Here is a 20,626-nt window from a genome sequence, read left to right as displayed (position 1 = left end):
ACCTTCGCCCCTCTACGCCGTTGCTGTGATTTTGGGCGGCTTGGTCGATGAGTAGCGTGCCGCGTGTGATCAGCGCAGCGGAGCTGTCATCGATCGAGACGGCTGTGGGTGAGCTGGGCACCCGCGTGGCGCAGGCTGCCGACGAGCTAATGGGCACGCCGCATGAGGACGTCGGTGTGGAGCTCTACGAGGTGGAACGCTCGTTGCGGATGGCTCGCCGTCGCTTGGCCCAGGCCACCGAAGCGCTGCGTTGAGGCTTGCGAGCACCTCCAGAAGCAACTACGGCGCGGAGACTGTCAGCGCCGCTCGGCGATGGCATCTGCGGTCGCGACGATCTTGCGCGCCCGCGTCAAGTGCGGCACGTCCACCATCTGGCCCTTGTGGGCGAATGCCATGAGGCCGGCAGCCTCGGCCTCGGCGAACGCTTCGAGCAGCTCGCGGGCGTCGGCCAACTCGGCATCGTTCGGCGTGAACGCGGCGTTGACGATGTCGATCTGGGCGGGATGAATGGTGATCTTGCCGGTGAAGCCCATAGCGGCTGAGGTGGCGCACTCGGCGGCCAGCCCCTCGTCGTCACGGAAGTCCACGAACACTGTGTCAAGCGGTTGCTTGTCCCACGCAGTGGCTCCTACCAGGCACATCACCCGGGCGTACTCGAACACCGGCAGGTAGGCACCTGAGGCGTCCCGATTGGCCTTGGATCCCATGGCCGCAGAGAGATCCTCTGCGCCCCAGCTCAGCGCGTCCACCCGGTCGTGGCGGGCCAGTTCGCCGATGTTCAGCAGCCCCTGGGGCGTCTCGGTTCCCAGCACCAGCAGCACCACGCCGCCGGGTGGGTGGCCGTGCTCCAGCTCCCAGCGCGTGATCATGCTGTCGAGCTCGGCGACCTCTGCTGCATTGTTCACCTTCGGCACCAGGTAGGCGTCGGGCGGCGAGGCCATCGTCTCGGCAACGTCGGCGGTGCACCACGGTGTATCGAGCGGGTTGATGCGCACGACCCGTTCCTTGGCACCGAAATCGATGTCGGCCAGCCAGCCCGCAACCGTGGCGCGGGCGCTGTCCTTGTTGTCGGGTGTGACAGCGTCCTCGAGGTCGAGCACGAGGCTGTCGGCATCAGTTGCGATCGACTTCTCCAGCATGCGTTCGTTCGCACCAGGCACAAAATGCGACGACCTGCGCACGGTCCCATTGCCGGAACTCAGGGGCTCAGCCATTCGATCCATCCTCCTGGGTCTCGCATTCGCACCGCAACCAGCGTCGGTGCCGGTTCAGGCCGCGAAGGCACTGGGACAGAAATCGTTGAGGACACAGTCATCGCACGCGGGCTTGCGAGACGAGCAGACCCGGCGGCCGTGCAGGATCAGCCGCAGGCTGAAATCGCCCCGCTCGTACTGCGGGATCATCGGATTCAGCGCCAGCTCCACCTTGACGGGATCTTCCTCATCGGTGATGCCGAGACGTCGCACCAGCCTGCCGACGTGCGTGTCGACCGGCAGACCCGGCAGATCAAACGCCACCGAACGGATCACGTTTGCCGTTTTGCGGCCCACGCCGGGCAGCTTGACCAAGTCCTTGAGGGCGGTGGGCACTTCGCCCCCGAAGTCGGACAGCAGCAAGCGGGCCATGCCCTGCAGGCTGCGAGCCTTGCTGCGGAAGAACCCGGTCGGATGCACGATCTCTTCCAGCTCGGCAAGGTCTGCAGAGGCCAACGACTCGGCGTCGGGAAAGCGTGCGAACAGGGATGGCACGGTGGCGTTGACGCGTGCATCGGTGCACTGCGCCGACAGGATGGTGGCCACCAGCAGCTCGAACGGGTTGCGGTGCTCGAGCTCGCACACGGCTTCGTACTCGCCCTTGAGTAGTTCGTGGGTCCGCTGTGCCCGGCCCTTGGGCGATCGTGGCTTCGCCATGACCGTCCCTAACGCTTGATCCGGGTGCGTGCGCCGCTCCGGGCGGAGCGGCCGCGGCGACCGATCGAGACCTGCTTGTCGGCACGCAGCTGCCCGCAGGCTGCATCGATCGAGGTGCCCCGATTGACGCGCACGGTGGCGTTCACCCCGTGCGATGCCAGTCGTTCCGCAAAGTGCTCGATCCGCTCGGAGGACGACGGAGTGTGGTCGTAGCCGGGGGTCGGATTCAAGGGGATGAGATTCACGTGGGCCGCCAGCGGTCGTGCATACGCGGCCAGCTCCGCAGCGTCGCTGTCGCGGTCATTGACACCGGAGATCATTGCCCATTCGAAGCTGATGCGTCGCCGCTTCGCACGCCGGTAGTCGGCCAGTGCGCGAGCGAGGTCACGCAACGGGTACGTGCGATTGATTGGCGCGATGCGATTGCGCAGCCGATCGTTGGCGGCGTGCAACGAGACCGCCAAGTTGACCGGCAGGCTGGCAGCGGCGAGTCGCACGATGCCGGGAATCACGCCGACCGTGGAGATGGTGATGTGTCGCGCGCCGACACCCATGTCGCCATGGAAGCGCTCGACGGCGTCCCAGACGGCGTCGTAGTTGGCCAGCGGCTCGCCCATGCCCATGAACACGATGTTCACGGCGCTGTCTTGTGAGCTTGCGTGCTGGAGCGTGCCCAGCACTTGGGCGACCATCTCGCCAACGCTCAGGTTGCGGTCGAAACCCACCTGGCCCGTGGCGCAGAAGCTGCATGCCATGGCGCAGCCGGCTTGGCTGCTGATGCACAGCGTGGTCCGGTTGCGATAGCGCATGAGCACCGACTCGACCAGGTGACCGTCGCGCAGCGACCACAAGTGCTTGGCGGTCGCGCCGCGGTCGGCCGATTGGGTGCGCACCAAGGTAAGCGCTTCGGGCAGCAGTTCGCCGATGGCGTGACGTAGCGCCTTGGGAACATTGCTGAGCTCAGCCAGCGGACGGCGCTGCCGGTACAGGCCGTCCCACACCTGATCCAACCGGTAGGCGGGTTCGCCGTCGAGCAGCTCTGCGAGCTCAGCCCGGCTGAGGTCTGCCAGCGAGGGGTCGGCGACCGTCACGGTCGCGCGGCACCGACGCCGGTGAACAGGCGCCGAACGACAGCAACTTCCAGGCCGAGGTCGAGGTACAGCGTGACGGCCGGGGTGTTGTCAGCGTCGACATAGAGCATGGCCCGGCTCAGGCCACTGTCAGCGAGATGCTCGTAACCCGCCAGCGTGAGTGCCCGCCCGAGCCCCCGGCCGTGGTAGGCGGGATCGACGGCGATCACGTACACCTCGCCCACCGGCGGGTCCTCGTCATCGTGCACCTTCGTCCAGCAGTACGCGGCGATCTCGCCGTCGATGTCGTACACCCTGAAGCCGTCGGCATCGAACCACGGCTCTGCCTGACGTTCGGCAACCTGCTCGAGCGTCCACCCGCCCTGCTCGCGGTGCCATGAGAACGCCCGGTTGTTGACCTCCACCCAGGCGGCCTCGTCTTGGCCCACGACGAATGACCGCGTCTCGATGCCGCTGGGCTGGTCCATCGGCAGCGACCGTTCCATGCGATACAGATCGCGTTCGAATGTCAGGCCCAGCTGTGCCAGCTCGCGCCCGAGCGCGGTCTGGGCGGGCGCTGCGTCGCTGCGTGGTGTCTCTGCGTGGTCCGGATGGTCGATCCAAACCGAGACCGGACCAGCGATGTCGTCGATCTGGCGCCGCAGCGCAGCGGCCATCGCTGCCGGCTGCCATTGCGAGGCATCGGCCTCGACGACGGCGCCGTGCTGATCGGCGCCGATCGAGATGACGGGATCGGCACCCGCTGGAGCACTCACCGGGGCGAGGCTAACGCCGCTCATGTGTGGTGTCCGGGCGGCGCGCCGGTGTTCCGCCAAGGCCGCACCGCGACGGCGCAGCTGGCAGCCGACGACCGGCGGCGGGTGCCACACTTGCGCGGTGAACCGGATCAAGTGGGTCAACCGCAGCCAGCCTCAGACGCTCTACAGCGCTGTGCTGCTGAGCTACTTCTCTGCGGTGTTCCTGCTGCTCGGGGCGCGAGTCGAGTGGCAGGTGGCGGTGGACATTCTCGAGGCGATCGTGTCGCTGGCAGCGAGCGATCGCACCGCCCAGAACCTTGCGGACGCCGTCGTGCCGGCGGCCGTGACGCTGCTGCTCGGCGGCGCCTTCGTGGTAGGCGGCATCGGCACATCCAGCGAGCGCCGGTGGGGCCATTGGCTGTGCTCGTCTGCGGCGGTGTACTCGACGATCGCGACGCTGTGGTGGGGCGCGCGATTCGGCTTGGCACTGGGCGTGTTCATGCGGCTGATGTTCGACGCACTGCTGCTGGTGCTGCTCTTCCACCCGATCAGCCGCAGTCATCGACGCGTCTGGTTCACGTGAGATCCCGCCGGCGGCCTGCATCGGAGCTGCCGCAGCCGCAGGACAAGGCTGCGGCCGTTGAGGCGATGTTCGACGAGATCGCGCCGCGCTACGACCTGCTGAACCGGTTGCTGACGTTTCGCCTTGACACCCGCTGGCGGCGGCGTGCCGTGGCGGCGCTCGGTCTGGCCCCGGGCGAGACCGTGATCGACGTGGCGTGCGGCACCGGCGACCTGTGCAATGAACTCGAAGCGGCGGGACTATGGGCCATTGGAGTCGATTTCTCCGCCGGCATGCTCGCCAGAGCAACCACCCACGCGCCGCTCGTGCGCTCCGATGCGCTGAGCCTGGGTGTGCGCTCGCACTCCTTGGCGGGCGCAACCTGCGGATTCGCGCTGAGGAACTTCGCCGACCTGGGATCGTTCTTCGCCGAGCTGGCCCGGGTGCTGCGACCGGGAGCCCGCATCGCGATGCTCGAAGTCGCCGAGCCCGCAAACCCGCTGCTGCGGGCAGGCCACCGGTTCTATTTCGGCAGGGTGGTGCCGGCCATCGGGAGCTTGCTCTCAAGCCGGTCGGCGTACCGCTACCTGCCCCAATCGGTGGCGTACCTGCCCCCGACACCAGAACTGGCATGCCTGATTGCTGGGGCCGGATTCCGCGACGTCAAGCGCGAGGCACTGAGCGGCGGCATCGCCCAGCTCATCACGGCGACTCGCGATGTCGCCGCCAGGACCTGAGCGGCGAGACGCTTCAAGCCTGAGGCGGCGCCTTCGCCAGATCGGTCACGACCTCCGCCGAGGCGATCTGGGCGAGCGAGGAGGGCGGGCACAGGATCTTGCAGTCTCGTGAGCCGCCGCCCACGATGACCGCATCGCAGTCCATCACCCGGCTGTCGATCCAGACCGGGATGTCCGGGGGAAGCCCGAACGGCGTCACGCCGCCGATCATCATCCCGGTGCGTGCGATGGTCTCGTCGGCATCGGCAAAGGACGCCTTGCGGGTGCCCAACCGCCGCCGCACCACGCCGTTCACATCGAGCCGCGTTGACGCCAGCACCAAGCAGCACGCCATCGGTCGCTCAGCCGACTTGCCCACCACGCAGATGGCGTTCGCCGACGCATCCATCGAATAGCCGTAGCGCTCGCAGAATTGCGCCGTGTCGGCGAAGTCGGGGTCGCACTCCACCACCTCGTAGGCCACGCCCAGCGCGGCGAGATGCTCCAGCACTGCCCCCGAACTTGCTTCTGTGCTCATCGGGACATCATTGCGGATCGCATGGGCACAGCCACGGGTGGCAGCAGGGTGTTGCCGATGTCATGGTCCGAGGGCGAGGCCGACGGTCAGCAGGGCGCCCACGACGATCTGCAGGCGGCCGGTTGCTGCGAGCACCGTCACCAGCGCAGCACCGCTGGCGCCGCGGACCACCGCGCGAACGGGCGCAACAGCGAACGCGATGGCGGCGAGCCCCAGCATCGTCCACGGTCGCAGCAGCGACAGGTACATCGGCGAGAACACCATCAACACCACGACCACTGCGTACATGGCACGGGTCGGCCCGTCGCCCATCCGCACCGCCAGCGTGCGCTTGCCGGCCTGTGCGTCGGTCGGCAGGTCGCGCAGATTGTTCGATATGAGCAGGGCCACCGAGCCCAAGCCCACCGGGACCGAGGCAGCAATGCCCAGCATCGTGAGGCGGGCGTCCTGGACGAACGCCGATCCCGCCGTCGCCACCAGCCCGAAGAAGATGAACACGAACAGCTCGCCGAGGCCCCGGTAGCCGTATGGACGCCGGCCGCCGGTGTAGTACCACGCTGCGAGCATCGACGCTCCGCCGGCCACGACGAGCCACCACGACACCGCGGCGGCCACCACGATGCCGAACATGGCAGCCACGCCGAAGGCTGCGAACGCCGCATTCCGCACCGCGGCCGGCGACGCCGCTCCCGAGGCCACCAAACGCTGCGGACCTACCCGGGCCACGTCGGTGCCTCTCACCCCATCGCTGTAGTCGTTGGCGTAGTTGACAGCAATCTGGATGCACAGCGACACGAAGAGCGCGAAGGCGGCTCGCCACCACACGATGCCGCCGTCTGCCACGGCGTCGGACGCTGCAGTGCCCACGAACGGCGGCACCAGCGACGCCGGCCAGGTACGTGGCCGTGCTCCGGCCAGCCACGTGCGTGCGCCCGTCATTGCTGCGGCGAGCCCAGGGGACCAGTGATGCGGGTGATCGCGAACGACTGGGTGCCGGTCGCCAGCAGCCCCCCGTCGGAGGCATAGATGCGAACGATGCCGTTGCCGATGGCGTTGTGGACGGCGTCGGATTCGATGTCGAGGAGCACCCATTCGCTCTCGGCTTCGCCGGAGATCCGCACCGTGTTGTCGAGGCTGGATCCCCTGAATCCGGCATCGAGGCTGACGCGCATGCCGCTCGGCAGCAGGTCGGCCAGCGCCGTCAGGCCCGGCCCGGTCGATGCCAGCGTGTCGTCGAGGCGCGCCCAGTACCGGACGTGGCGCTCGCCCGGCTGCTGCCCGGCGAGCCTGATGTCTGCGTGGTCGGTGAACGAGCGGCCCTCGATCGACGTCGGGCCGCGGGGCTCGCACGAGTCCGGCGGCGGCACGTCGGGGGCGGTCGTCCACGTCTGGTCGATGCCTAGCTGCCGACCGCCGAGGGACACGAGCGCACGCAGAATGACCCGGCCGTCGGCGGCATCGGTGATCTCAGCGGAGGCTTGGGTCATCCGGTTGCCGCTGGCGCCGATGTCGAGAGCGACGGCCGCACAGCCGCCCACCGGCAGCCGCGCCAGGTATTGCGCCGATGCAGCGGCCATGGGCCGGCCGGTGACGCTCTCGAGAGCCGCCACGGCGGCCGCGAGCGCACACCCGCCATGCAGCGTGCCGGTGGCACCAGCCACGTCGTAGGTCACCGGCAGCAGCCAACGCAGCTCTTCGGCCGTCGACTGGAGGCCGAACCACTCGATCACCTCGCCGACGTGCGGGTCCTGCGGCGCAGCGTCGCTTGTGGCAGCTTCGGCGCTCACGGAGCCGAAAGCTAGTGCTGACTACAGCCGGAAGCCCTCGAGGGGGCCGGCCACCCGCGCCACGGCGAATGACTGATTCCCTGTCGCCAGCAAAGCGCCATGGGGGGGCGAAGATCCGCACGACGCCGTGACCGACAGCGTTGTGGAAGCCGTCGGTCTCGATGTCGAGTAGCACCCATTCGCAGTCGGCGTCGCCTGCGATGCGCACAGTGTTGTCGAGGCTCGCGCCACGCCACTTGCGGCCGAGGCTCAGGTGCATCCCCGTTGCGAGCGTGTCCGCCAACGCAATCAGACCCTGGCGGGTGGACGCCAGCGTGCCAGCGAGTCGCGCCCAGCAGAGGATCCTGCGATCGCCGGCGCTGTAGGGCGCAAACCGGATGTCGGCCTCTGTGCTGAACGATGGAACGGCGTTGTCCGGCACAGAACGGCGCGTCAACTCCTCCGGCGCCGGAACATCCGGCGGCTGCACCCAGTCCTGGTCGATGCCGAGCCGCCGACCGCCCAGCGACAGCAGCGCTCGCATCAGCACGCTGCCGTCGGCTGCATCGACGACCTGCGCGAGCACCTGGGTCATCCGCTTGCCGGCCGACCCGATGTCAAACGTGATCTCTGCGCTGCCACCGAGAGGGACACGGGACATGAACTGCGCCGAAGCCGATGCAACCGGCCGTTCGCTCCATGTCTCGGCAGCGGCAGTGACCGACGCGAGCGCGCAGCCGCCGTGCATCACACCGAGATAGTTGGCAACGTTCGGCGAGATGGGCAGAAGCCAGCGCAACTCGTCGTCGGTGGCCTGCACGCCGAAGAACTCGACGACCTCTGCGAGCCGGCTGCCCGGCGACAGCGGTTCGGTGTCGGGTGCCTCTGGGGTCACCGCGCCGAAGCTAGACGAGTGCTGTCAAGCCTGATCTCGCGACGCGCCCCAGCGGGCCCGCGCTCAACCCGCTGCTGCGGCCCAAGGGGCAGATTGTTGGGCCTGGTAGTGGTCGGGCCGGATGCCGAATGCCTCGATCATCCGATGCCATCCGCTCGCAGACGCGAGCAATGCGCCCAAGCGCAGTATCTGCTGCTCGTTGAAGTGATCCCCCAGCCGTTCGTACAGCTCAGGTGGGATCACGCCCTTGTGCTCGTATCCCGAGAGCCGATCGCACAGCGCGAGGGCTGCCTTCCACGACTCGGGCAGGTCCGAAGCCTCGTAGTCGACGAGCTGGGCCACGACTTCGTCGGTCAGTCCGGTGCGCACCAACGATGCGCTGCGCACGAGGCTTCAGTGGAAGCACTCGTTCCGGTTGGCCATACGGATGCGGCACAGCTCGATCATGTGCCGGTCGAGTGCACCGGGATCCTCGTCGGGATGGCCGCCGTACACAGCACCGACCCAACCGAGGAACAGGTCGATGGTGGTCTCGTCGGCAGCCAGCGTCCGGAAGAGGTTGTCGTCGGTGTAGGCCTTCGCATACCAAGTGTCCAAGCGGCGTTGCTGCTTGTCGTCCAGCTCGGTCACCTTCGGCAAGTAGCCGTGCTCATTCGCCATGACTCCCCCTCGACGGCCGTGGCTCGCTGGGAACGACGCTACCGCACCCTCCACCTGGGCGGCCGATGGCAGCCCGGACGCGAAGGGCGTCGGCGGGCACGCACTTTCCGCTGCGCGCCTAATCTCGGCAATGTCAAGCGAAGCCACTGTCGTGGCCGTACAACGCGAGGGGGCGTCACATGAAGGCAGCTGTGCTCTGCGAACAGCCGGGCGATCTGGAGATCGAGGACCTGCGCATCGACGCGCCCGGACCGCAGGAAGTGCTCATCCAGACGGTGGGCGCTGGTCTGTGCCACAGCGACTTGCACTTCATGGAAGGCCTGTTCCGCACGCCTCTGCCCATGGTGATGGGCCACGAGTCGGCCGGCGTGGTGGAGGCCGTGGGCAGCGACGTGAGCTACGTGAAGCCCGGTGACCATGTGGTGGCGTGCCTGTCGATTTTCTGCGGCCAATGCCACCGCTGCCTGTCGGGCAACCCGCACCGCTGCACCAACATCCGGGCCACCTCGCGGGCCAAGGGCGCCGCAGCCCGACTGGAGCGTGACGACAGCACTGAGGTGGGCCAGATGGCTCGGCTCGGTGGCTTCGCCGAGCAGATGCTGGTGCATCAGAACGCCGTCGTGAAGGTGCGGCCCGACATGCCGCTCGACCGGGCATGCCTGATCGGTTGCGGCGTCACGACGGGCTTCGGTGCGGCGGTGAATACCGCAGGCGTCGGCGTGGGCAGCGTGGTGTGCGTGATCGGCTGCGGGGGCATCGGCCTGTCGGCCGTGCAAGGCGCCCGCGTGGCCGGCGCCGGTCGGATCATTGCAGTGGACATGACCGAGACGAAGCTCGAGACTGCCCGTCAGATGGGCGCCACCGACACGGTCAATGCCGCAGAGGTGGACGATGTGGTGACCGCCGTGAAGGACATGACCAAAGGCGGGGTGGAATACAGCTTCGAAGCGATCGGGCTGGCCGAGACGGTGCAGCAGGCGTTCAACATGCTCGACATCGGCGGCACCGCCACCGTGATCGGCATGGTGCCGTCGAAGACCAAGGTCGAGCTGCGCGGCATCGACTTCCTGTCGGAGAAGAAGCTGCAGGGCTCGATGATGGGCTCGAACCAGTTCCGCAGCGACATCCCGATGATGATCGACCTCTACCTCGATGGCCGCCTCATGCTCGATGAGATGATCTCGGCACGCATCGACCTCGAGCAGATCAACGAGGGCTACGGCTGGATGAAGGCCGGCGAATCCAACCGCACCGTCATCACCTTCGACTGAGGTCGCTGCCGGCCCGCGAGCCTGCAGTCCTCGCCCGACTGCCATGACGTCGGGTCCGCTGGCAACGCGGGCCGCTGAACGCATCACGACGCTCGACGCCGTGCGCGGCGTGGCCGTGCTCGGCATCTTGACGATGAATGCCGTGGCATTCGGCCTGCCCGCCGCCGCCTACGCCAACCTCGATGCCGGCGGCTCGCGGACGGCGCTGGACTGGGTTGTCGGCGGCGCCGGAGAGATCTTCGCCGACCAGAAGTTCATGGGCCTGTTCTCGATGCTGTTCGGCGCAGGCGTAGTGCTGTTCGCCGAGCGGGCCGCGGCGAAGGGCAGGCGCAGCGTGCTGCTGAGCCTGTGGCGCAACGCGCTGCTGCTGGGCATCGGCATCGTGCACCTGTCGTTCTGGGACGGCGACGTGCTGTTCGCCTACGCCTTGTGCGCGCCGGTCGTGCTCGCACTGCGACGCCTGCCCGCCAAGGTGCTCCTTGCGCTGGGCGGCACGTGCTACGTCGCAGTGGCAGTTATCTCGTGGGTCGTGCAGTCGTCGCTGCGCAGCTTCTCCAGCGTGCTGATCGACTTCTGGCACTACGGCGACTACTACGGCGTCATCGAGACGTGGTTCCTGGCCGACTACTTCGGTCGAGCCTTGGGCGCCATGCTCATCGGGGCGGCGCTCTACCGGACAGGTGTCATCAGCGGCAACCAGACGCCGTCGTTCTACTGCCGCATGGCCGCATGGGGCCTCGGCGTCGGCTTGCCGCTGTCGACTGCCGGGTTCGCACTGATGGCCGCCACGGGCTTCGATATCGACTGGGCCGTGGCGGGCACCATCCCCAACACGCTGGCGACTGTGCCGCTGTGCCTGGGCTACCTCAGCCTGATCGCCCTGTGGAACTCGGCGAGGGAGGGGGCCTGCGACAGCGCATCCGCGCCGCGGGACGCATGGCGCTCACCAACTACCTCACCCAGACAGCATTCGGCCTGCTGGTGCTGGGCGTTCTGCTCGACGATCTGGATCTGAGCCGCAGCGGGATCGCCATGTTCGTGGTGGCCGTGTGGGCGGTGCAGCTGTGGTGGTCGAAGGCCTGGCTGGACCGATTCGCCTTCGGTCCCGTCGAATGGCTGTGGCGCTGCGCCACCTACCGCCGCTGGCAGCCAATACATGCTCGCTAGCGAACCGCTGAGCTACTGACGGGGACCCGTTAGTCGGCCGAATTGCAAGAGGGTCGCCGCAGTGCGCCGTTACAGTCGAACGAGTGAATCCAGAGGCCGCGGTCGACTTGGGGGCCGTCGTCGGCCGGCTCTGCGACCGCAGCGCTCCAGGCCGGACCGAGGCCACCGTCCAGTCGGACATCCGCCTCCTGCTGATCGCCTCGGGACTCAACATTTCCGACGACGACATCATCGATGTGACCTTGGAAGCCCCCCTCGGCGACCGCCGCAGGATTGACATCGAGATCGGTCGAACCGTTATCGAGGTCAAGAGATCGCTCGCCAGCGGTGCGTCGCTCGAAGATGCGACTGCGCAGTTGAGCGGCTACGTCGCCGAACGCGAGCGCCAACTCAGTCAGCGCTACGTCGGAATCGTGACGGACGGCCGCGACTGGCACCTCTTCCACCGCGTCGAAGACGGCCTCGGGCCGGTGGCCGTGCACGAGGTGGATCCCACATCCCCGGAACCCGAGCCACTGATCACGTGGCTCGCCGCCGTACTGGCCACGCAGCACGAGGTCATTCCGACCCGTGAGGCGCTCTCAAGTCGGCTCGGTGCCGACAGCCCCGGGCATGAACTCGAACGCGCTGCACTGCGCGGGATGTACGAAGCGAACCGAGACAATCCAGAAATCCAGATCAAGCGAGAACTTTGGGCAAAGCTCCTGACGACGGCGCTCGGTACGCAATTCGGCGACAACGAAGACGATCTCTTCGTCGAGCACACCCTGCTCGTTGCCACCGCCGAGTGCGTGGCACACGCAGTGCTCGGCTATCCGATCACCCAGCTCACGCCGGCCAGCCTGCTGCGGGGCGAGCTGTTCGGACAGCAGTCACAGATACACGGAGTCGTGGATCACGATTTCTTCGACTGGCCCCTCAACTGTGGCGAGCCTGGAACCGTGTGGGTCGCAGCTCTCGCGAGACGCCTGCAACAGTTCGATTGGTCGAACGTAACGCATGACGTCATGAAGACGATCTACGAGTCGGTCATCGGCGTTGACACCCGAAAGCGGCTCGGTGAGTACTACACGCCTGACTTTCTGGCCGAAGCGATGATCCAAGAAGTCGTCACCGACCCCATCCAGATGACGGTCTTGGATCCCAGCTGCGGGTCTGGCACGTTCCTCTTTCACGCAGTGCGCGGCTACCTGGCCGCTGCCGAGCGCGCGGGCATCGCGAACGGTGATGCTGTGGCAGGAGTTGCTCGGCGGGTCTTCGGCGTTGACGTGCATCCGGTGGCGGTGACTCTGGCCCGCGTCACCTATCTGCTCGCAATCGGCGCCGAGCGGCTGTCAGCGTCCGACAGAGGGCCGTTGAGAATTCCCGTGTTTCTCGGCGACGCGCTCCAATGGGGCCAACGCGGCGACATCTTTGCGTCAGAGACGCTCAACGTGACCACGAGTGACGGTGCACACCTGTTTGCCGACCAGCTTCGATTCCCTCAGGCCCTCCTGGCCGATGCCGATCGGTTCGACGCGCTCGTTTCTGACCTTGCGGAGACGGCCACGACACGCGAACCCAGCTCTCGTCCGACGGTCTTTGCTTCGATTGCGAATCGACATGGCCTCTCTGAAGCCGATGCCGTCACCGTGCGCGCCACCTTCGAGGCCATGTGCCGCCTTCACGATGAGCGCCGCGACCACATCTGGGGCTACTACGTCCGCAATCTGGCCCGCCCCGCTTGGCTGGCGCTGCCGGACAATCGTTGCGATGTCTTGATTGGCAATCCGCCGTGGCTGGCGTACCGGCACATGACAGAGTCCATGAAGATGATTTTTCGCGAAATGTCGACCACACGTGGTCTGTGGTCGGGCAGGCATGTCGCGACGCATCAGGACCTCGCCGACTTGTTCGTCGTCAGGGCTGTGGAGCAATACCTGCGAGTCGACGGGCACCTGGCGTTTGTCATGCCGGCCGGAGTGCGAACGAGGGCACAGTCCGACGGGCTTCGCGCAGGTCGGTACGCGGTCGGGAAGAGTGACAACGTGTGCATCAACTGGCGGATGCCTTGGGAGCTGTCGGACATCAGTCATACCTTTTTTCCTCGCACAGCGTGTGTCGTGTTCGGCACCAGATCTCGCGAAGCCCAGACGCTCACTCCCCAGTTCGAGCGGTGGACAGGCAAGCTGCACAACCCGAACGCCGATTGGGATTCCGTTCGCGCCGCGCTCTCGCGCACTGTTCAGGTTGACGAACCTGTCGAAGCAACCCAGCCGTCGTCGCCCTACAAGCCGATATTTCGAAACGGGGCCAACATTTACCCACGTCTCTTGACGACCGTCAAACCAGACGTGGCACCGCCGCTCGGCGTCGGGTCCGGCCGACGGGCCGTGCGTTCGGACCGTGGGATATATGCCAAGTATGCATGGAAGAAGCTGCCTGATCTACGCGGAGTAGTGGAGCAGGAGTTTGTGTTTCCTCTCCTGATGGGCGAGTCGGTCCTTCCATTCATGCAACGGCAGCCGATGGAAGCGCTGCTCCCATTCGACGGAAGAAAGATGCTGGACGACGCGGATATCGACGCTCATGAAGGCCTCGCACGATGGTGGCAGGCAGCGACATCTCTCTGGGATGAGCACGCCGTCTCATCACTGAGCTTGCAAGAGTCGTTGGACCATTACGGCAAGCTCTCGTCGCAATACCCCCTCTCGGGAACACGAGTCGTATGCGCTGTCTCGGGCATGCACGTCACAGCGTGCAGGGTGACTGCCCCATATGCGCTGGTCGAGCATCAACTCGACTGGGCACCGATGCGTTCAGTCGAAGAAGCCCAGTATCTGTGCGCTGTCCTGAACTGCGCGGCTGTCACCAAGGCCGTTGAGCCGTACATGGTTTCGGGAAAAGGAGGCGGCCGCCACATCGGGTCGCACCTCTGGAAGCTGCCGATACCGCTCTACGACAGTCTCGACCGCCTGCATCGCAATCTGGCATCTCTCGGCGCCGAAGCAGAGCGATTCGTGGCAGAACTCGAGATTCCGGAGATGAAGGCCCACGGCAGAATGCGCTCCCGGGTCAGAGAGAGCCTCGCGTCGAGCGATCTCGGCCCCAAGATCGAGCACGCCGTCGCGGAACTCTTGAAGATGCCGCTTCCTGCGTGAGCAGGCCGCTCTACGGGAGGATGGGCGTGGCTTCCATGTAGCCGGGTTCGAGGAACTCGACGTTCGGCGTGACCCGTGCCAGCTCGGCCGCTATGGACGTCGTGTCGGTCGGCACCGAGAAGCCCGGCAGCCAGTTGTCGTGGTGTCCGAGGATGACCTTGCGGGGCCGCAGCAGGTCGGCCTGGCGGCCGATGAACTGTGCCAGCGAGCCTTGGATGGGCTCGCCGTCGATGTTGCCGCGACCCGCCGCCGCGAGGATCGCCACGTCGGGGCGCAGGTCGCGCATCACGCCCGACCAGTGACCCGAGGTGTCCTGGAACAGCACCGAGCCGTCCGGCGCCTCGATCAGGAACAGCAGCGCTCCCCCGTCGCCCCGGTCGCTGTGGCCGGCGGCCGACGCAGCGATGTGCGCGCTGGTGTCGGCATCGACTTCCGTCGCCAAGTACTTCATCAGCTCGGCGAACTTCTGCTGCTGCTCCTGCCAGGTCACGCCGAGGTCGCCCAGGCAGACGTGGTCGGGCTGGTCCATCTGGGTGTGCGACCAGACGCAGGAGTGCTGGCTCGGATACACCGACACCCGCACGCCAGCTCCGCGGTCTCCCCGAGCGAGATCCACCGTCTCGCCGCCGGCCACGCAGATCATCCGCTCTTCGGGCACTCCGGCCTCGGCCATCACCCGCACCGACTCGTACGACGCGATCAGGGTGGCGTCGGTGTTGGCCACGATGCGCTCGGCCCCGTAGAGGTGGTCGAAGTGCGAATGGCCCACCAGCACCCAGTCCGCTTCGGTGACATCGTCAGCGGTCAGGCCCGGACCCACCGCGTTGTCAGCCCGGTCGATGTAGGCGTCGAGAAAGACCGTGAGGCCGGCCGTGCGCAGCCGGAACGTTGCGCACCCGTACCAGTCGAGCGTCGTAGCCATGCCGGGGACCCTATTCGTCCGCTGGTGGCGACTCCGTTGCTGGCCCCGATGAGTCACCGAGACGGGCGAAGAGGGCCTCCAAGCGCGCGACGCGTTCGCGCACCAGCACGATCTCCTCGGACTGATGGTCGATGCGACCGGCGAGATGGAACGTGATCGTCAAGCCCGTACCCAAGACCGTGACAAGCACGGTGACGACGATGCTTGCAGCTGCCACCAGCAGCACCCACGCGTCAACCACGATCGGAGTGGCGGCGAGGACGCCAGCGATCATGACTTCACCATAGAACGCTTGCTGCTGGACATCGCGCCGGATTTTCGACAACCACGAGCGTCGGGCACACTGGCGAAGCTATGGGCGGCATCCGCGCGGCGACGCACGACACGGAAGTCGCGCACCGTGCGGCGTGGACACGCCGCTGTGCGGCACTGACGCTGCTGGCAATGGCGCCGCTTGCAGCAGGCTGCGCGGCGTCTGAAGGAGACGCCGATGCGGCCGACCGCTCCAGCGCATCCGTCAGCGGCGCGACGCTCGAAGGCAGCCTGCATGTCCTGGTCGCCGCATCCTTGTTGCCGGTCACCGAAGCAATCGCCGCGAGCTTCGAGCGGCAGCATCCCGCAGTCGAGGTGCAGATCTCGGGCGCCGGCAGTTCGGCACTGCGCGAGCAGGTACTCGCCGGTGCGCCAGCAGATGTCTTCATCCCGGCGGACCCGAGTCATGTACGCACGATCCGCAACGGAGTCGGCATCGACGGCCAACCCGTCGTTGTGGCACGCAACTCGCTCGTGCTCGCCGTGCCCGTCGGCAACAATGCCGGCGTCGATTCGCTCGCCGACCTGTCCCGGCCCGATCTGTTGATCGGGCTGTGCGCGTCAGAGGTGCCGTGTGGTGCACATGCTCGAGCCGGGTTGTCGGGCATGCAGATTGAGCCTGCCCCAGACACCGAAGAGCCCAATGTCCGCGCGCTGGCCACCAAGCTGGGTGCAGGAGAACTCGACGCTGCAGTTGTGTACGCCAGCGATGTGATCGCCGAATCCGATCGCATCACGAGCCTGGGCTGGCCCAGCGGGCAACAGCCGGAGGTGACATATGAAGCGGCTGTTCTGGCAGATGCCCCCAACGGCGCGGCAGCCGGTGCGTTTATCGCTTACCTGCAGACGGACACAGCACGCGGCGCATTCGCCGATTTCGGATTCGCAACGCCATGACCGACGCATCGACCGCAACTCCTAGGAGCGACGACAGCGGCGCGCGGCGGACGGCGCGTGACCTGCCGCCTTGGCCGGTCGCGCTGCTCGCCTGTATCGGCGTCGTGCTGTTCGCACTGCCACTCGTGGGCCTTGTTGCGCGTGCGCCCTGGACAGGGCTGTGGACGCACCTGTCGAGCCGGTTCGTGGTGGATGCTGCCGTGCTCTCTGTGGTGTCCTCGATCGCGGCTGCTGCGGTGGCCGCGCTGGTCGGCGTGCCGCTGGCATGGGTGCTGGCGCGGGTGTCATTCCCGGGCCGCTCGGCGATACGGGCGCTGGTGACGCTGCCGATGGTGCTGCCGCCTGTCGTGGGCGGCGCCGCGCTGCTGTTCGCGCTCGGGCGTCGGGGCGTGGTCGGCGGGCCGCTGCATGACGCCACCGGCCTGCTGCTGCCGTACTCGATCGGGGGCGTCATCCTGGCGAACGCCTTTGTGGCCACCCCGCTTGTGATCCTGACGGTCGAGGGTGCCCTGAGGAATCTCGACCGTCGCTACGAGCACGCAGCCGCCACGCTGGGTGCCTCGCGGCTGCGGGTGCTGTGGCGGGTGACGCTGCCGATGATCGGGCCCGCGCTGGGCGTCGCGGTGGTGGTGGCGTGGGCGCGAGCGCTCGGCGAGTTCGGCGCGACCGTCACGTTTGCAGGCAGTCTCGGCGGGCGGACCCAGACGCTGCCGCTGGCGGTGTTTGTGGCGCTGGAGTCGAACCGGGATGCGGCGGTGGCTATCAGCCTGGTGCTTGTCGCACTGTCGCTGGGTTTGTTGATCGCCCTGCGGGACCGCTGGTGGCCGAGCCGATGAGCTTCGACGACACCGGCGCGGCAGTCAGCGGATTGCAGGCCGACATCCGGCTGCGGCGCGGCGAGTTCGAGCTGGACGTGTCGCTGAGCGTCGAAGCGGGCGAGACCGCTGCCCTGCTCGGACCCAACGGCGCCGGCAAGTCCACGATCGTGGCTGCGATTGCCGGGTTGTTGCCGCTGGACGGCGGCAGCGTCCGACTGGCAGGCAGCGTCCTCGACGATCCCGCCGCCGGTGTCTTCGTTCCGCCTGAAGGGCGCCGCATCGGCGTCGTGTTCCAAGACCAAGTGCTGTTCCGGCATCTCAACGCGCTCGACAACGTGGCGTTCGGGCTGACATCTCGCGGCATGCGTCGAGCCCTCGCTCGCGAGCGGGCACAGGACTGGCTGGATGCCATGGATCTCGGCGATCTGGGCCATCGACGGCCTCGTGCGCTGTCAGGCGGCCAGCGCCAACGGGTGGCGCTCGCCCGCGCTCTCGCCTGCGAGCCGGACCTGCTGGTTGCCGATGAGCCGCTGGGCTCGTTGGACGTCACCGCTCGCAACCGTCTGCGGCGCAACCTGGCCGCCCATCTCAGCAGCGGGCGCAACGGCGGCAGTGCGTCGCCCGCGGCGCCGCGCCACGGCGCGGGCGGTGTGCCGCGCCTGCTGATCACCCACGATCCCACCGACGCCTTCGTGCTGGCCGATCACGTGCACATCCTCGAGAACGGTCGCCTCACCCAATCGGGAACGCCGGACGAGCTGCGACGCGCGCCGGCTACCGCGTACGCCGCCGATCTGTCGGGCATCAACCTGGTGCGCGGCACCGCCCGCGACGGTGAGATCACCGTGGCGGACGACGACCCGACGCCGTCGCCGACCGGCCGTCGCCCGGCTGTGGTGCTGCACGCTGCGGACACATCGATGTTCGGGGCGGTCTTGGCCACGATCCACCCGCGGGCGATCGCCCTGCACCGGGAGCGACCCAGCGGCAGCCCCCGCAACGTCTGGCGCACCACCGCCGAAGCCGTCGAGCCGCTGGGCGACATCACCCGTGTGCTGCTCGGCTCTCCCCTGCCGCTCACGGCCGACATCACGCCGGGTGCTGCTCACGAGCTTCTGATCCGGCCCGGCACCACCTTGTGGGTCTCCGTCAAAGCCACCGAGGTCGATCTCGCCCCCGACAGCCGCGACTGATCAGCCGGAACGGCTGACTGTGCCCATCGCTCAGCCGGAGCGGCTGACTGTGCCCATCGCTCAGCCGGAGCGGCTGACGGAAGTCCACCCCTTGCCGGCGCCGGGCCGGTCGTCGAATTCGGCGGCGTAGCGATCGAAGAAACCCGGGTCGGCCGCAGCCGCAGCAGCGGCGATGTCGTCGCGGGCGATGGCGGCCTGCCAAGCGTCCATCAGCCGATCCTCGGCCTCGTAGTCGAAGCGATCCACGATCGAACGCTCCATGGCACCCCCGGGCTCTGGGTGGTTCTCTTCACGAGCGAGCCAACGTGCGGTGTCCGTCAACCCCTCCACCGGATCCACGACATCGCGATACCCGAGCTGGTAGATCGCCTTGTCGCAGTTGATGACGCGGTGGTGGGGCGTGCTGCGCTGCGTGAGATGGTGCGACACGGCTGCGTGCTCCCACGGGATCGACACGATCTCGAAGCTGTGGTCGAGCGCCGCAGCAATGATCTCCACCCACTGCAGCAGCGTGGGAGTCCACTCGTCAGACACGTTGTATGCCTCACCGGACGACCGTGCGCCGGCATCGACCGCGGCCAGCACCATCGCTGCGGCATTGCGGGCGTCCGCAGACGCCTGCAATGTCACGCCACCGTCGGGCAGCACGATGCGAGTACGGCCATCGAGCACGCGGCGCACGATCTTCCACTCGCGCGGGCTGATCTGCCCGGGGCCGTAGATCCACGGGTAGCGCAGGTGCGATGCCGTGGGGTGCTCGCGGAACACGACGAGCTCCGTGTTGGCGATCTGGCGAACCTTGTTGTTGACGCGGAACTCAGGCGGCTCATCGGAAACCAGACGATCGTGCTCGCGCGTCGGCACCCGCATGCCAGCGGGCCACAGTGCATCGGCGTCGCCCCAGCCGCTGTAGACGGGAAAGCCACCGATGCTCACGAACTTGGACACGCGGCCGGCCATTACTCGCGCGATCTCGCGCAGCCGGCCGTACATGACCACTGACAGGTCATACGTGGCCGATCCGATGGCAGCGGTGAACCGGTCGGCATCGAACGGGTCCGTGTGGATGTGCTCGACCAGATCGGTGATCTCGTCGACCTCATGGCGTCCCGTGTGCAGGATCGTCACCCGGTAGCCGCGCTCCAGCAAGCCCTTCACCACGTGGGGCCCAGTCGGACCGGTGCCGCCCACCACCAAGGCTGTCTGCTCGCTCACGCCCTCTGAATCTACGACGGGTGCCGGTGAAGCTGGCCTCATTCGCCGGTACGCTCCCGCAACGATGAGCGCGAGCGTCAGCGGAACCGGGTCATGAGCGAGTACAAGCGCGGCACCCGGGTAGTAGTCAACGAGGACCTCCCCGGCGTCCCCGAAGGCACGCCAGGCAAATGCGGCCGGGGCCTCGGCTTCGCCATCAAGCGTTACCGCGTGCGCTTCGACAACGACATCGAAGTCATCTCGGTGGCCCACAGCAAGCTGGTGCCCGAGGACGAGTGGCCGCAGTTTCTGGCCCGCAGAGCGCGAGAAGAGATCGAGGCCGCGCAGGAACGAGCGCGCATCGCCGAAGCCCGCGCTGCGGCTGCAGAGTCGCGCGGGCTGCCGGCAGCGAGCACCGACGAACCGGCGGCGGAACCCGCCGAGGCCGCGGCAGCCGATGCACCCGCGCCCGAGGCACCGGCCGCCGATGACGGCGGAGCGGATCCCCGACTTGCAGCGATACTCGCCCGTTCCAAGTCCGCACGCGAGGCAACCGGTGTCCCGGCCCCCGAGAGCAGTCCGGCCCCAGCGGCGGAGAGTTCGACAGACGCGGCAGAGAGCTCAGCTGCCGAGCCGACGCCGGCACCCGCGGCCGAGCCCGCTGCACCCCCACCGGCACCCGCAGCCGCGCCGGAGCGTTCAGCGCCGCCGTCTGGTCCCGAGCGCGTCGAGATACCGGAGTTCGTGCCGGGCCCCGAGGTCGATCCCGACTACGCCCCGGCGGCGAATCGGGTGAGCGAGCTCATCTCCGAGGCACGCAAAGACGGCTGACCGCCC

Annotated in this window: 23 protein-coding genes and 1 pseudogene; 11 read left to right on the top strand and 13 right to left on the bottom strand. The window is 67.4% G+C overall.

Annotated elements, in window-relative coordinates; all coding sequences use genetic code 11:
• Positions 1-65: 65 nt before the first annotated feature.
• A complete protein-coding gene (locus ACOGW9_RS16020; RefSeq protein WP_419913005.1) occupies positions 66-254 on the top strand; it encodes a hypothetical protein in 189 nt (62 codons plus the stop codon).
• A 42-nt stretch (positions 255-296) separates the two neighbouring features.
• On the opposite strand, the gene ACOGW9_RS16015 is transcribed toward ACOGW9_RS16020, so the two are convergent.
• The 4 genes from ACOGW9_RS16015 to mshD are packed head-to-tail and all read right to left on the bottom strand — an operon-like array spanning position 297 to position 3,756.
• Positions 297-1,214, bottom strand: coding sequence for an HpcH/HpaI aldolase/citrate lyase family protein (locus ACOGW9_RS16015; protein ID WP_419913003.1), 918 nt, complete (start codon positions 1,212-1,214; stop codon positions 297-299).
• A 54-nt stretch (positions 1,215-1,268) separates the two neighbouring features.
• On the bottom strand, positions 1,269-1,910 hold the full coding sequence (gene nth, locus ACOGW9_RS16010) for an endonuclease III (RefSeq protein ID WP_419913001.1): 642 nt from the start codon (positions 1,908-1,910) through the stop codon (positions 1,269-1,271).
• Between the two features lie 8 nt (positions 1,911-1,918).
• A complete protein-coding gene (rlmN, locus tag ACOGW9_RS16005; RefSeq protein WP_419912999.1) occupies positions 1,919-3,001 on the bottom strand; it encodes a 23S rRNA (adenine(2503)-C(2))-methyltransferase RlmN in 1,083 nt (360 codons plus the stop codon).
• Positions 2,998-3,756: a mycothiol synthase gene (mshD, locus tag ACOGW9_RS16000; RefSeq protein WP_419912997.1), complete on the bottom strand. Its 759-nt coding sequence runs from the start codon at positions 3,754-3,756 to the stop codon at positions 2,998-3,000. The genes rlmN and mshD overlap by 4 nt, the downstream gene beginning before the upstream one ends.
• Before the next feature lie 121 nt (positions 3,757-3,877).
• On the opposite strand from mshD, the gene ACOGW9_RS15995 reads away from it, so the two are divergent.
• Both ACOGW9_RS15995 and ACOGW9_RS15990 read left to right on the top strand, forming a co-directional pair.
• Positions 3,878-4,321, top strand: coding sequence for a hypothetical protein (locus tag ACOGW9_RS15995; protein WP_419912995.1), 444 nt, complete (start codon positions 3,878-3,880; stop codon positions 4,319-4,321).
• Positions 4,318-5,037 carry a ubiquinone/menaquinone biosynthesis methyltransferase gene (locus ACOGW9_RS15990; protein ID WP_419912993.1) on the top strand — a complete coding sequence of 240 codons (720 nt, stop codon included), beginning with the start codon at positions 4,318-4,320 and terminating at the stop codon, positions 5,035-5,037. Before ACOGW9_RS15995 ends, ACOGW9_RS15990 begins: the two co-directional genes overlap by 4 nt.
• Before the next feature lie 13 nt (positions 5,038-5,050).
• Here ACOGW9_RS15990 and ACOGW9_RS15985 read toward each other — a convergent pair whose 3' ends face one another.
• The 6 genes and pseudogenes from ACOGW9_RS15985 to ACOGW9_RS15960 all read right to left on the bottom strand — a co-directional run bounded on the left by ACOGW9_RS15985 (position 5,051) and on the right by ACOGW9_RS15960 (position 8,875).
• Positions 5,051-5,554, bottom strand: coding sequence for a YbaK/EbsC family protein (locus tag ACOGW9_RS15985; RefSeq protein WP_419912991.1), 504 nt, complete (start codon positions 5,552-5,554; stop codon positions 5,051-5,053).
• Positions 5,555-5,614: 60 nt separating this feature from the next.
• A complete protein-coding gene (locus tag ACOGW9_RS15980; RefSeq protein WP_419912989.1) occupies positions 5,615-6,493 on the bottom strand; it encodes a 1,4-dihydroxy-2-naphthoate polyprenyltransferase in 879 nt (292 codons plus the stop codon).
• On the bottom strand, positions 6,490-7,341 hold the full coding sequence (locus tag ACOGW9_RS15975) for an acyl-CoA thioesterase (protein WP_419912987.1): 852 nt from the start codon (positions 7,339-7,341) through the stop codon (positions 6,490-6,492). The genes ACOGW9_RS15980 and ACOGW9_RS15975 overlap by 4 nt, the downstream gene beginning before the upstream one ends.
• A gap of 121 nt (positions 7,342-7,462) precedes the next feature.
• Positions 7,463-8,068: pseudogene (locus tag ACOGW9_RS15970) on the bottom strand (acyl-CoA thioesterase domain-containing protein); the annotation flags it as partial.
• A 210-nt stretch (positions 8,069-8,278) separates the two neighbouring features.
• Positions 8,279-8,602: a carboxymuconolactone decarboxylase family protein gene (locus ACOGW9_RS15965; RefSeq protein ID WP_419856035.1), complete on the bottom strand. Its 324-nt coding sequence runs from the start codon at positions 8,600-8,602 to the stop codon at positions 8,279-8,281.
• A 6-nt stretch (positions 8,603-8,608) separates the two neighbouring features.
• The gene (locus tag ACOGW9_RS15960; protein ID WP_323673011.1) at positions 8,609-8,875 is read right to left on the bottom strand and encodes a hypothetical protein; all 267 of its coding nucleotides are present in this window, start codon (positions 8,873-8,875) and stop codon (positions 8,609-8,611) included.
• A 179-nt stretch (positions 8,876-9,054) separates the two neighbouring features.
• Between ACOGW9_RS15960 and ACOGW9_RS15955 the strand changes: the two genes are divergently transcribed.
• The 4 genes from ACOGW9_RS15955 (at position 9,055) to ACOGW9_RS15940 (ending at position 14,453) form a co-directional block, all read left to right on the top strand.
• A complete protein-coding gene (locus ACOGW9_RS15955; RefSeq protein WP_419856034.1) occupies positions 9,055-10,146 on the top strand; it encodes a Zn-dependent alcohol dehydrogenase in 1,092 nt (363 codons plus the stop codon).
• A gap of 43 nt (positions 10,147-10,189) precedes the next feature.
• Positions 10,190-11,161, top strand: coding sequence for a DUF418 domain-containing protein (locus ACOGW9_RS15950; RefSeq protein ID WP_419912985.1), 972 nt, complete (start codon positions 10,190-10,192; stop codon positions 11,159-11,161).
• Positions 11,083-11,313 (top strand): DUF418 domain-containing protein, encoded by a 231-nt coding sequence (locus ACOGW9_RS15945; RefSeq protein WP_419912983.1) that lies wholly within the window; start codon positions 11,083-11,085, stop codon positions 11,311-11,313. The genes ACOGW9_RS15950 and ACOGW9_RS15945 overlap by 79 nt, the downstream gene beginning before the upstream one ends.
• Before the next feature lie 83 nt (positions 11,314-11,396).
• On the top strand, positions 11,397-14,453 hold the full coding sequence (locus tag ACOGW9_RS15940) for an N-6 DNA methylase (protein ID WP_419856032.1): 3,057 nt from the start codon (positions 11,397-11,399) through the stop codon (positions 14,451-14,453).
• A gap of 10 nt (positions 14,454-14,463) precedes the next feature.
• Here the strand turns inward: ACOGW9_RS15940 and ACOGW9_RS15935 are convergent, their stop codons facing one another.
• Together ACOGW9_RS15935 and ACOGW9_RS15930 are read right to left on the bottom strand one after the other, a co-directional pair.
• On the bottom strand, positions 14,464-15,375 hold the full coding sequence (locus ACOGW9_RS15935; RefSeq protein ID WP_419856031.1) for an MBL fold metallo-hydrolase: 912 nt from the start codon (positions 15,373-15,375) through the stop codon (positions 14,464-14,466).
• Positions 15,376-15,385: 10 nt separating this feature from the next.
• Positions 15,386-15,649: a hypothetical protein gene (locus ACOGW9_RS15930; protein WP_419856030.1), complete on the bottom strand. Its 264-nt coding sequence runs from the start codon at positions 15,647-15,649 to the stop codon at positions 15,386-15,388.
• 80 nt (positions 15,650-15,729) lie between these two features.
• Here ACOGW9_RS15930 and modA point away from each other — a divergent pair, with 80 nt between their 5' ends.
• Genes modA through ACOGW9_RS15915 form a run of 3 tightly spaced genes read left to right on the top strand, consistent with a single transcriptional unit; the run spans position 15,730 to position 18,595 of the window.
• Positions 15,730-16,584, top strand: a complete 855-nt coding sequence (gene modA / locus ACOGW9_RS15925; RefSeq protein WP_419856029.1) for a molybdate ABC transporter substrate-binding protein — start codon at positions 15,730-15,732, stop codon at positions 16,582-16,584.
• Complete coding sequence (gene modB / locus ACOGW9_RS15920) at positions 16,581-17,420, top strand: molybdate ABC transporter permease subunit (protein WP_419856028.1); 840 nt, start codon at positions 16,581-16,583, stop codon at positions 17,418-17,420. The genes modA and modB overlap by 4 nt, the downstream gene beginning before the upstream one ends.
• Positions 17,405-18,595 (top strand): sulfate/molybdate ABC transporter ATP-binding protein, encoded by a 1,191-nt coding sequence (locus tag ACOGW9_RS15915; protein ID WP_419856027.1) that lies wholly within the window; start codon positions 17,405-17,407, stop codon positions 18,593-18,595. Before modB ends, ACOGW9_RS15915 begins: the two co-directional genes overlap by 16 nt.
• A 60-nt stretch (positions 18,596-18,655) precedes the next feature.
• On the opposite strand, the gene ACOGW9_RS15910 is transcribed toward ACOGW9_RS15915, so the two are convergent.
• Positions 18,656-19,810 carry an epimerase gene (locus ACOGW9_RS15910; RefSeq protein WP_419856026.1) on the bottom strand — a complete coding sequence of 385 codons (1,155 nt, stop codon included), beginning with the start codon at positions 19,808-19,810 and terminating at the stop codon, positions 18,656-18,658.
• Between the two features lie 93 nt (positions 19,811-19,903).
• Between ACOGW9_RS15910 and ACOGW9_RS15905 the strand changes: the two genes are divergently transcribed.
• Entirely contained in the window at positions 19,904-20,620 is a 717-nt protein-coding gene (locus ACOGW9_RS15905) for a hypothetical protein (protein ID WP_419856025.1), read from the top strand.
• Positions 20,621-20,626: the final 6 nt, after the last annotated feature.

It is taken from the genome of Candidatus Poriferisodalis sp. (genome assembly GCF_965203655.1).
GTDB lineage: Bacteria > Actinomycetota > Acidimicrobiia > Acidimicrobiales > Poriferisodalaceae > Poriferisodalis.
The sequence above is the reverse complement of the archived record's forward strand: the minus strand, read 5'-3'. Positions and strand labels throughout refer to the sequence as shown.

Excerpts from the sequence above, each read along its gene's own strand:
- ACOGW9_RS15950 (WP_419912985.1), top strand. The coding sequence starts at position 10,190 with ATGACGTCGGGTCCGCTGGCAACGCGGGCCGCTGAACGCATCACGACG.
- modB (WP_419856028.1), top strand. The coding sequence starts at position 16,581 with ATGACCGACGCATCGACCGCAACTCCTAGGAGCGACGACAGCGGCGCG.
- ACOGW9_RS15930 (WP_419856030.1), bottom strand. The coding sequence starts at position 15,649 with ATGATCGCTGGCGTCCTCGCCGCCACTCCGATCGTGGTTGACGCGTGG.
- ACOGW9_RS15935 (WP_419856031.1), bottom strand. The coding sequence starts at position 15,375 with ATGGCTACGACGCTCGACTGGTACGGGTGCGCAACGTTCCGGCTGCGC.
- nth (WP_419913001.1), bottom strand. The coding sequence starts at position 1,910 with ATGGCGAAGCCACGATCGCCCAAGGGCCGGGCACAGCGGACCCACGAA.
- ACOGW9_RS16015 (WP_419913003.1), bottom strand. The coding sequence starts at position 1,214 with ATGGCTGAGCCCCTGAGTTCCGGCAATGGGACCGTGCGCAGGTCGTCG.
- ACOGW9_RS15960 (WP_323673011.1), bottom strand. The coding sequence starts at position 8,875 with ATGGCGAATGAGCACGGCTACTTGCCGAAGGTGACCGAGCTGGACGAC.
- ACOGW9_RS15985 (WP_419912991.1), bottom strand. The coding sequence starts at position 5,554 with ATGAGCACAGAAGCAAGTTCGGGGGCAGTGCTGGAGCATCTCGCCGCG.
- modA (WP_419856029.1), top strand. The coding sequence starts at position 15,730 with ATGGGCGGCATCCGCGCGGCGACGCACGACACGGAAGTCGCGCACCGT.
- ACOGW9_RS15955 (WP_419856034.1), top strand. The coding sequence starts at position 9,055 with ATGAAGGCAGCTGTGCTCTGCGAACAGCCGGGCGATCTGGAGATCGAG.
- ACOGW9_RS15945 (WP_419912983.1), top strand. The coding sequence starts at position 11,083 with ATGGCGCTCACCAACTACCTCACCCAGACAGCATTCGGCCTGCTGGTG.
- ACOGW9_RS15980 (WP_419912989.1), bottom strand. The coding sequence starts at position 6,493 with ATGACGGGCGCACGCACGTGGCTGGCCGGAGCACGGCCACGTACCTGG.
- ACOGW9_RS15905 (WP_419856025.1), top strand. The coding sequence starts at position 19,904 with ATGAGCGAGTACAAGCGCGGCACCCGGGTAGTAGTCAACGAGGACCTC.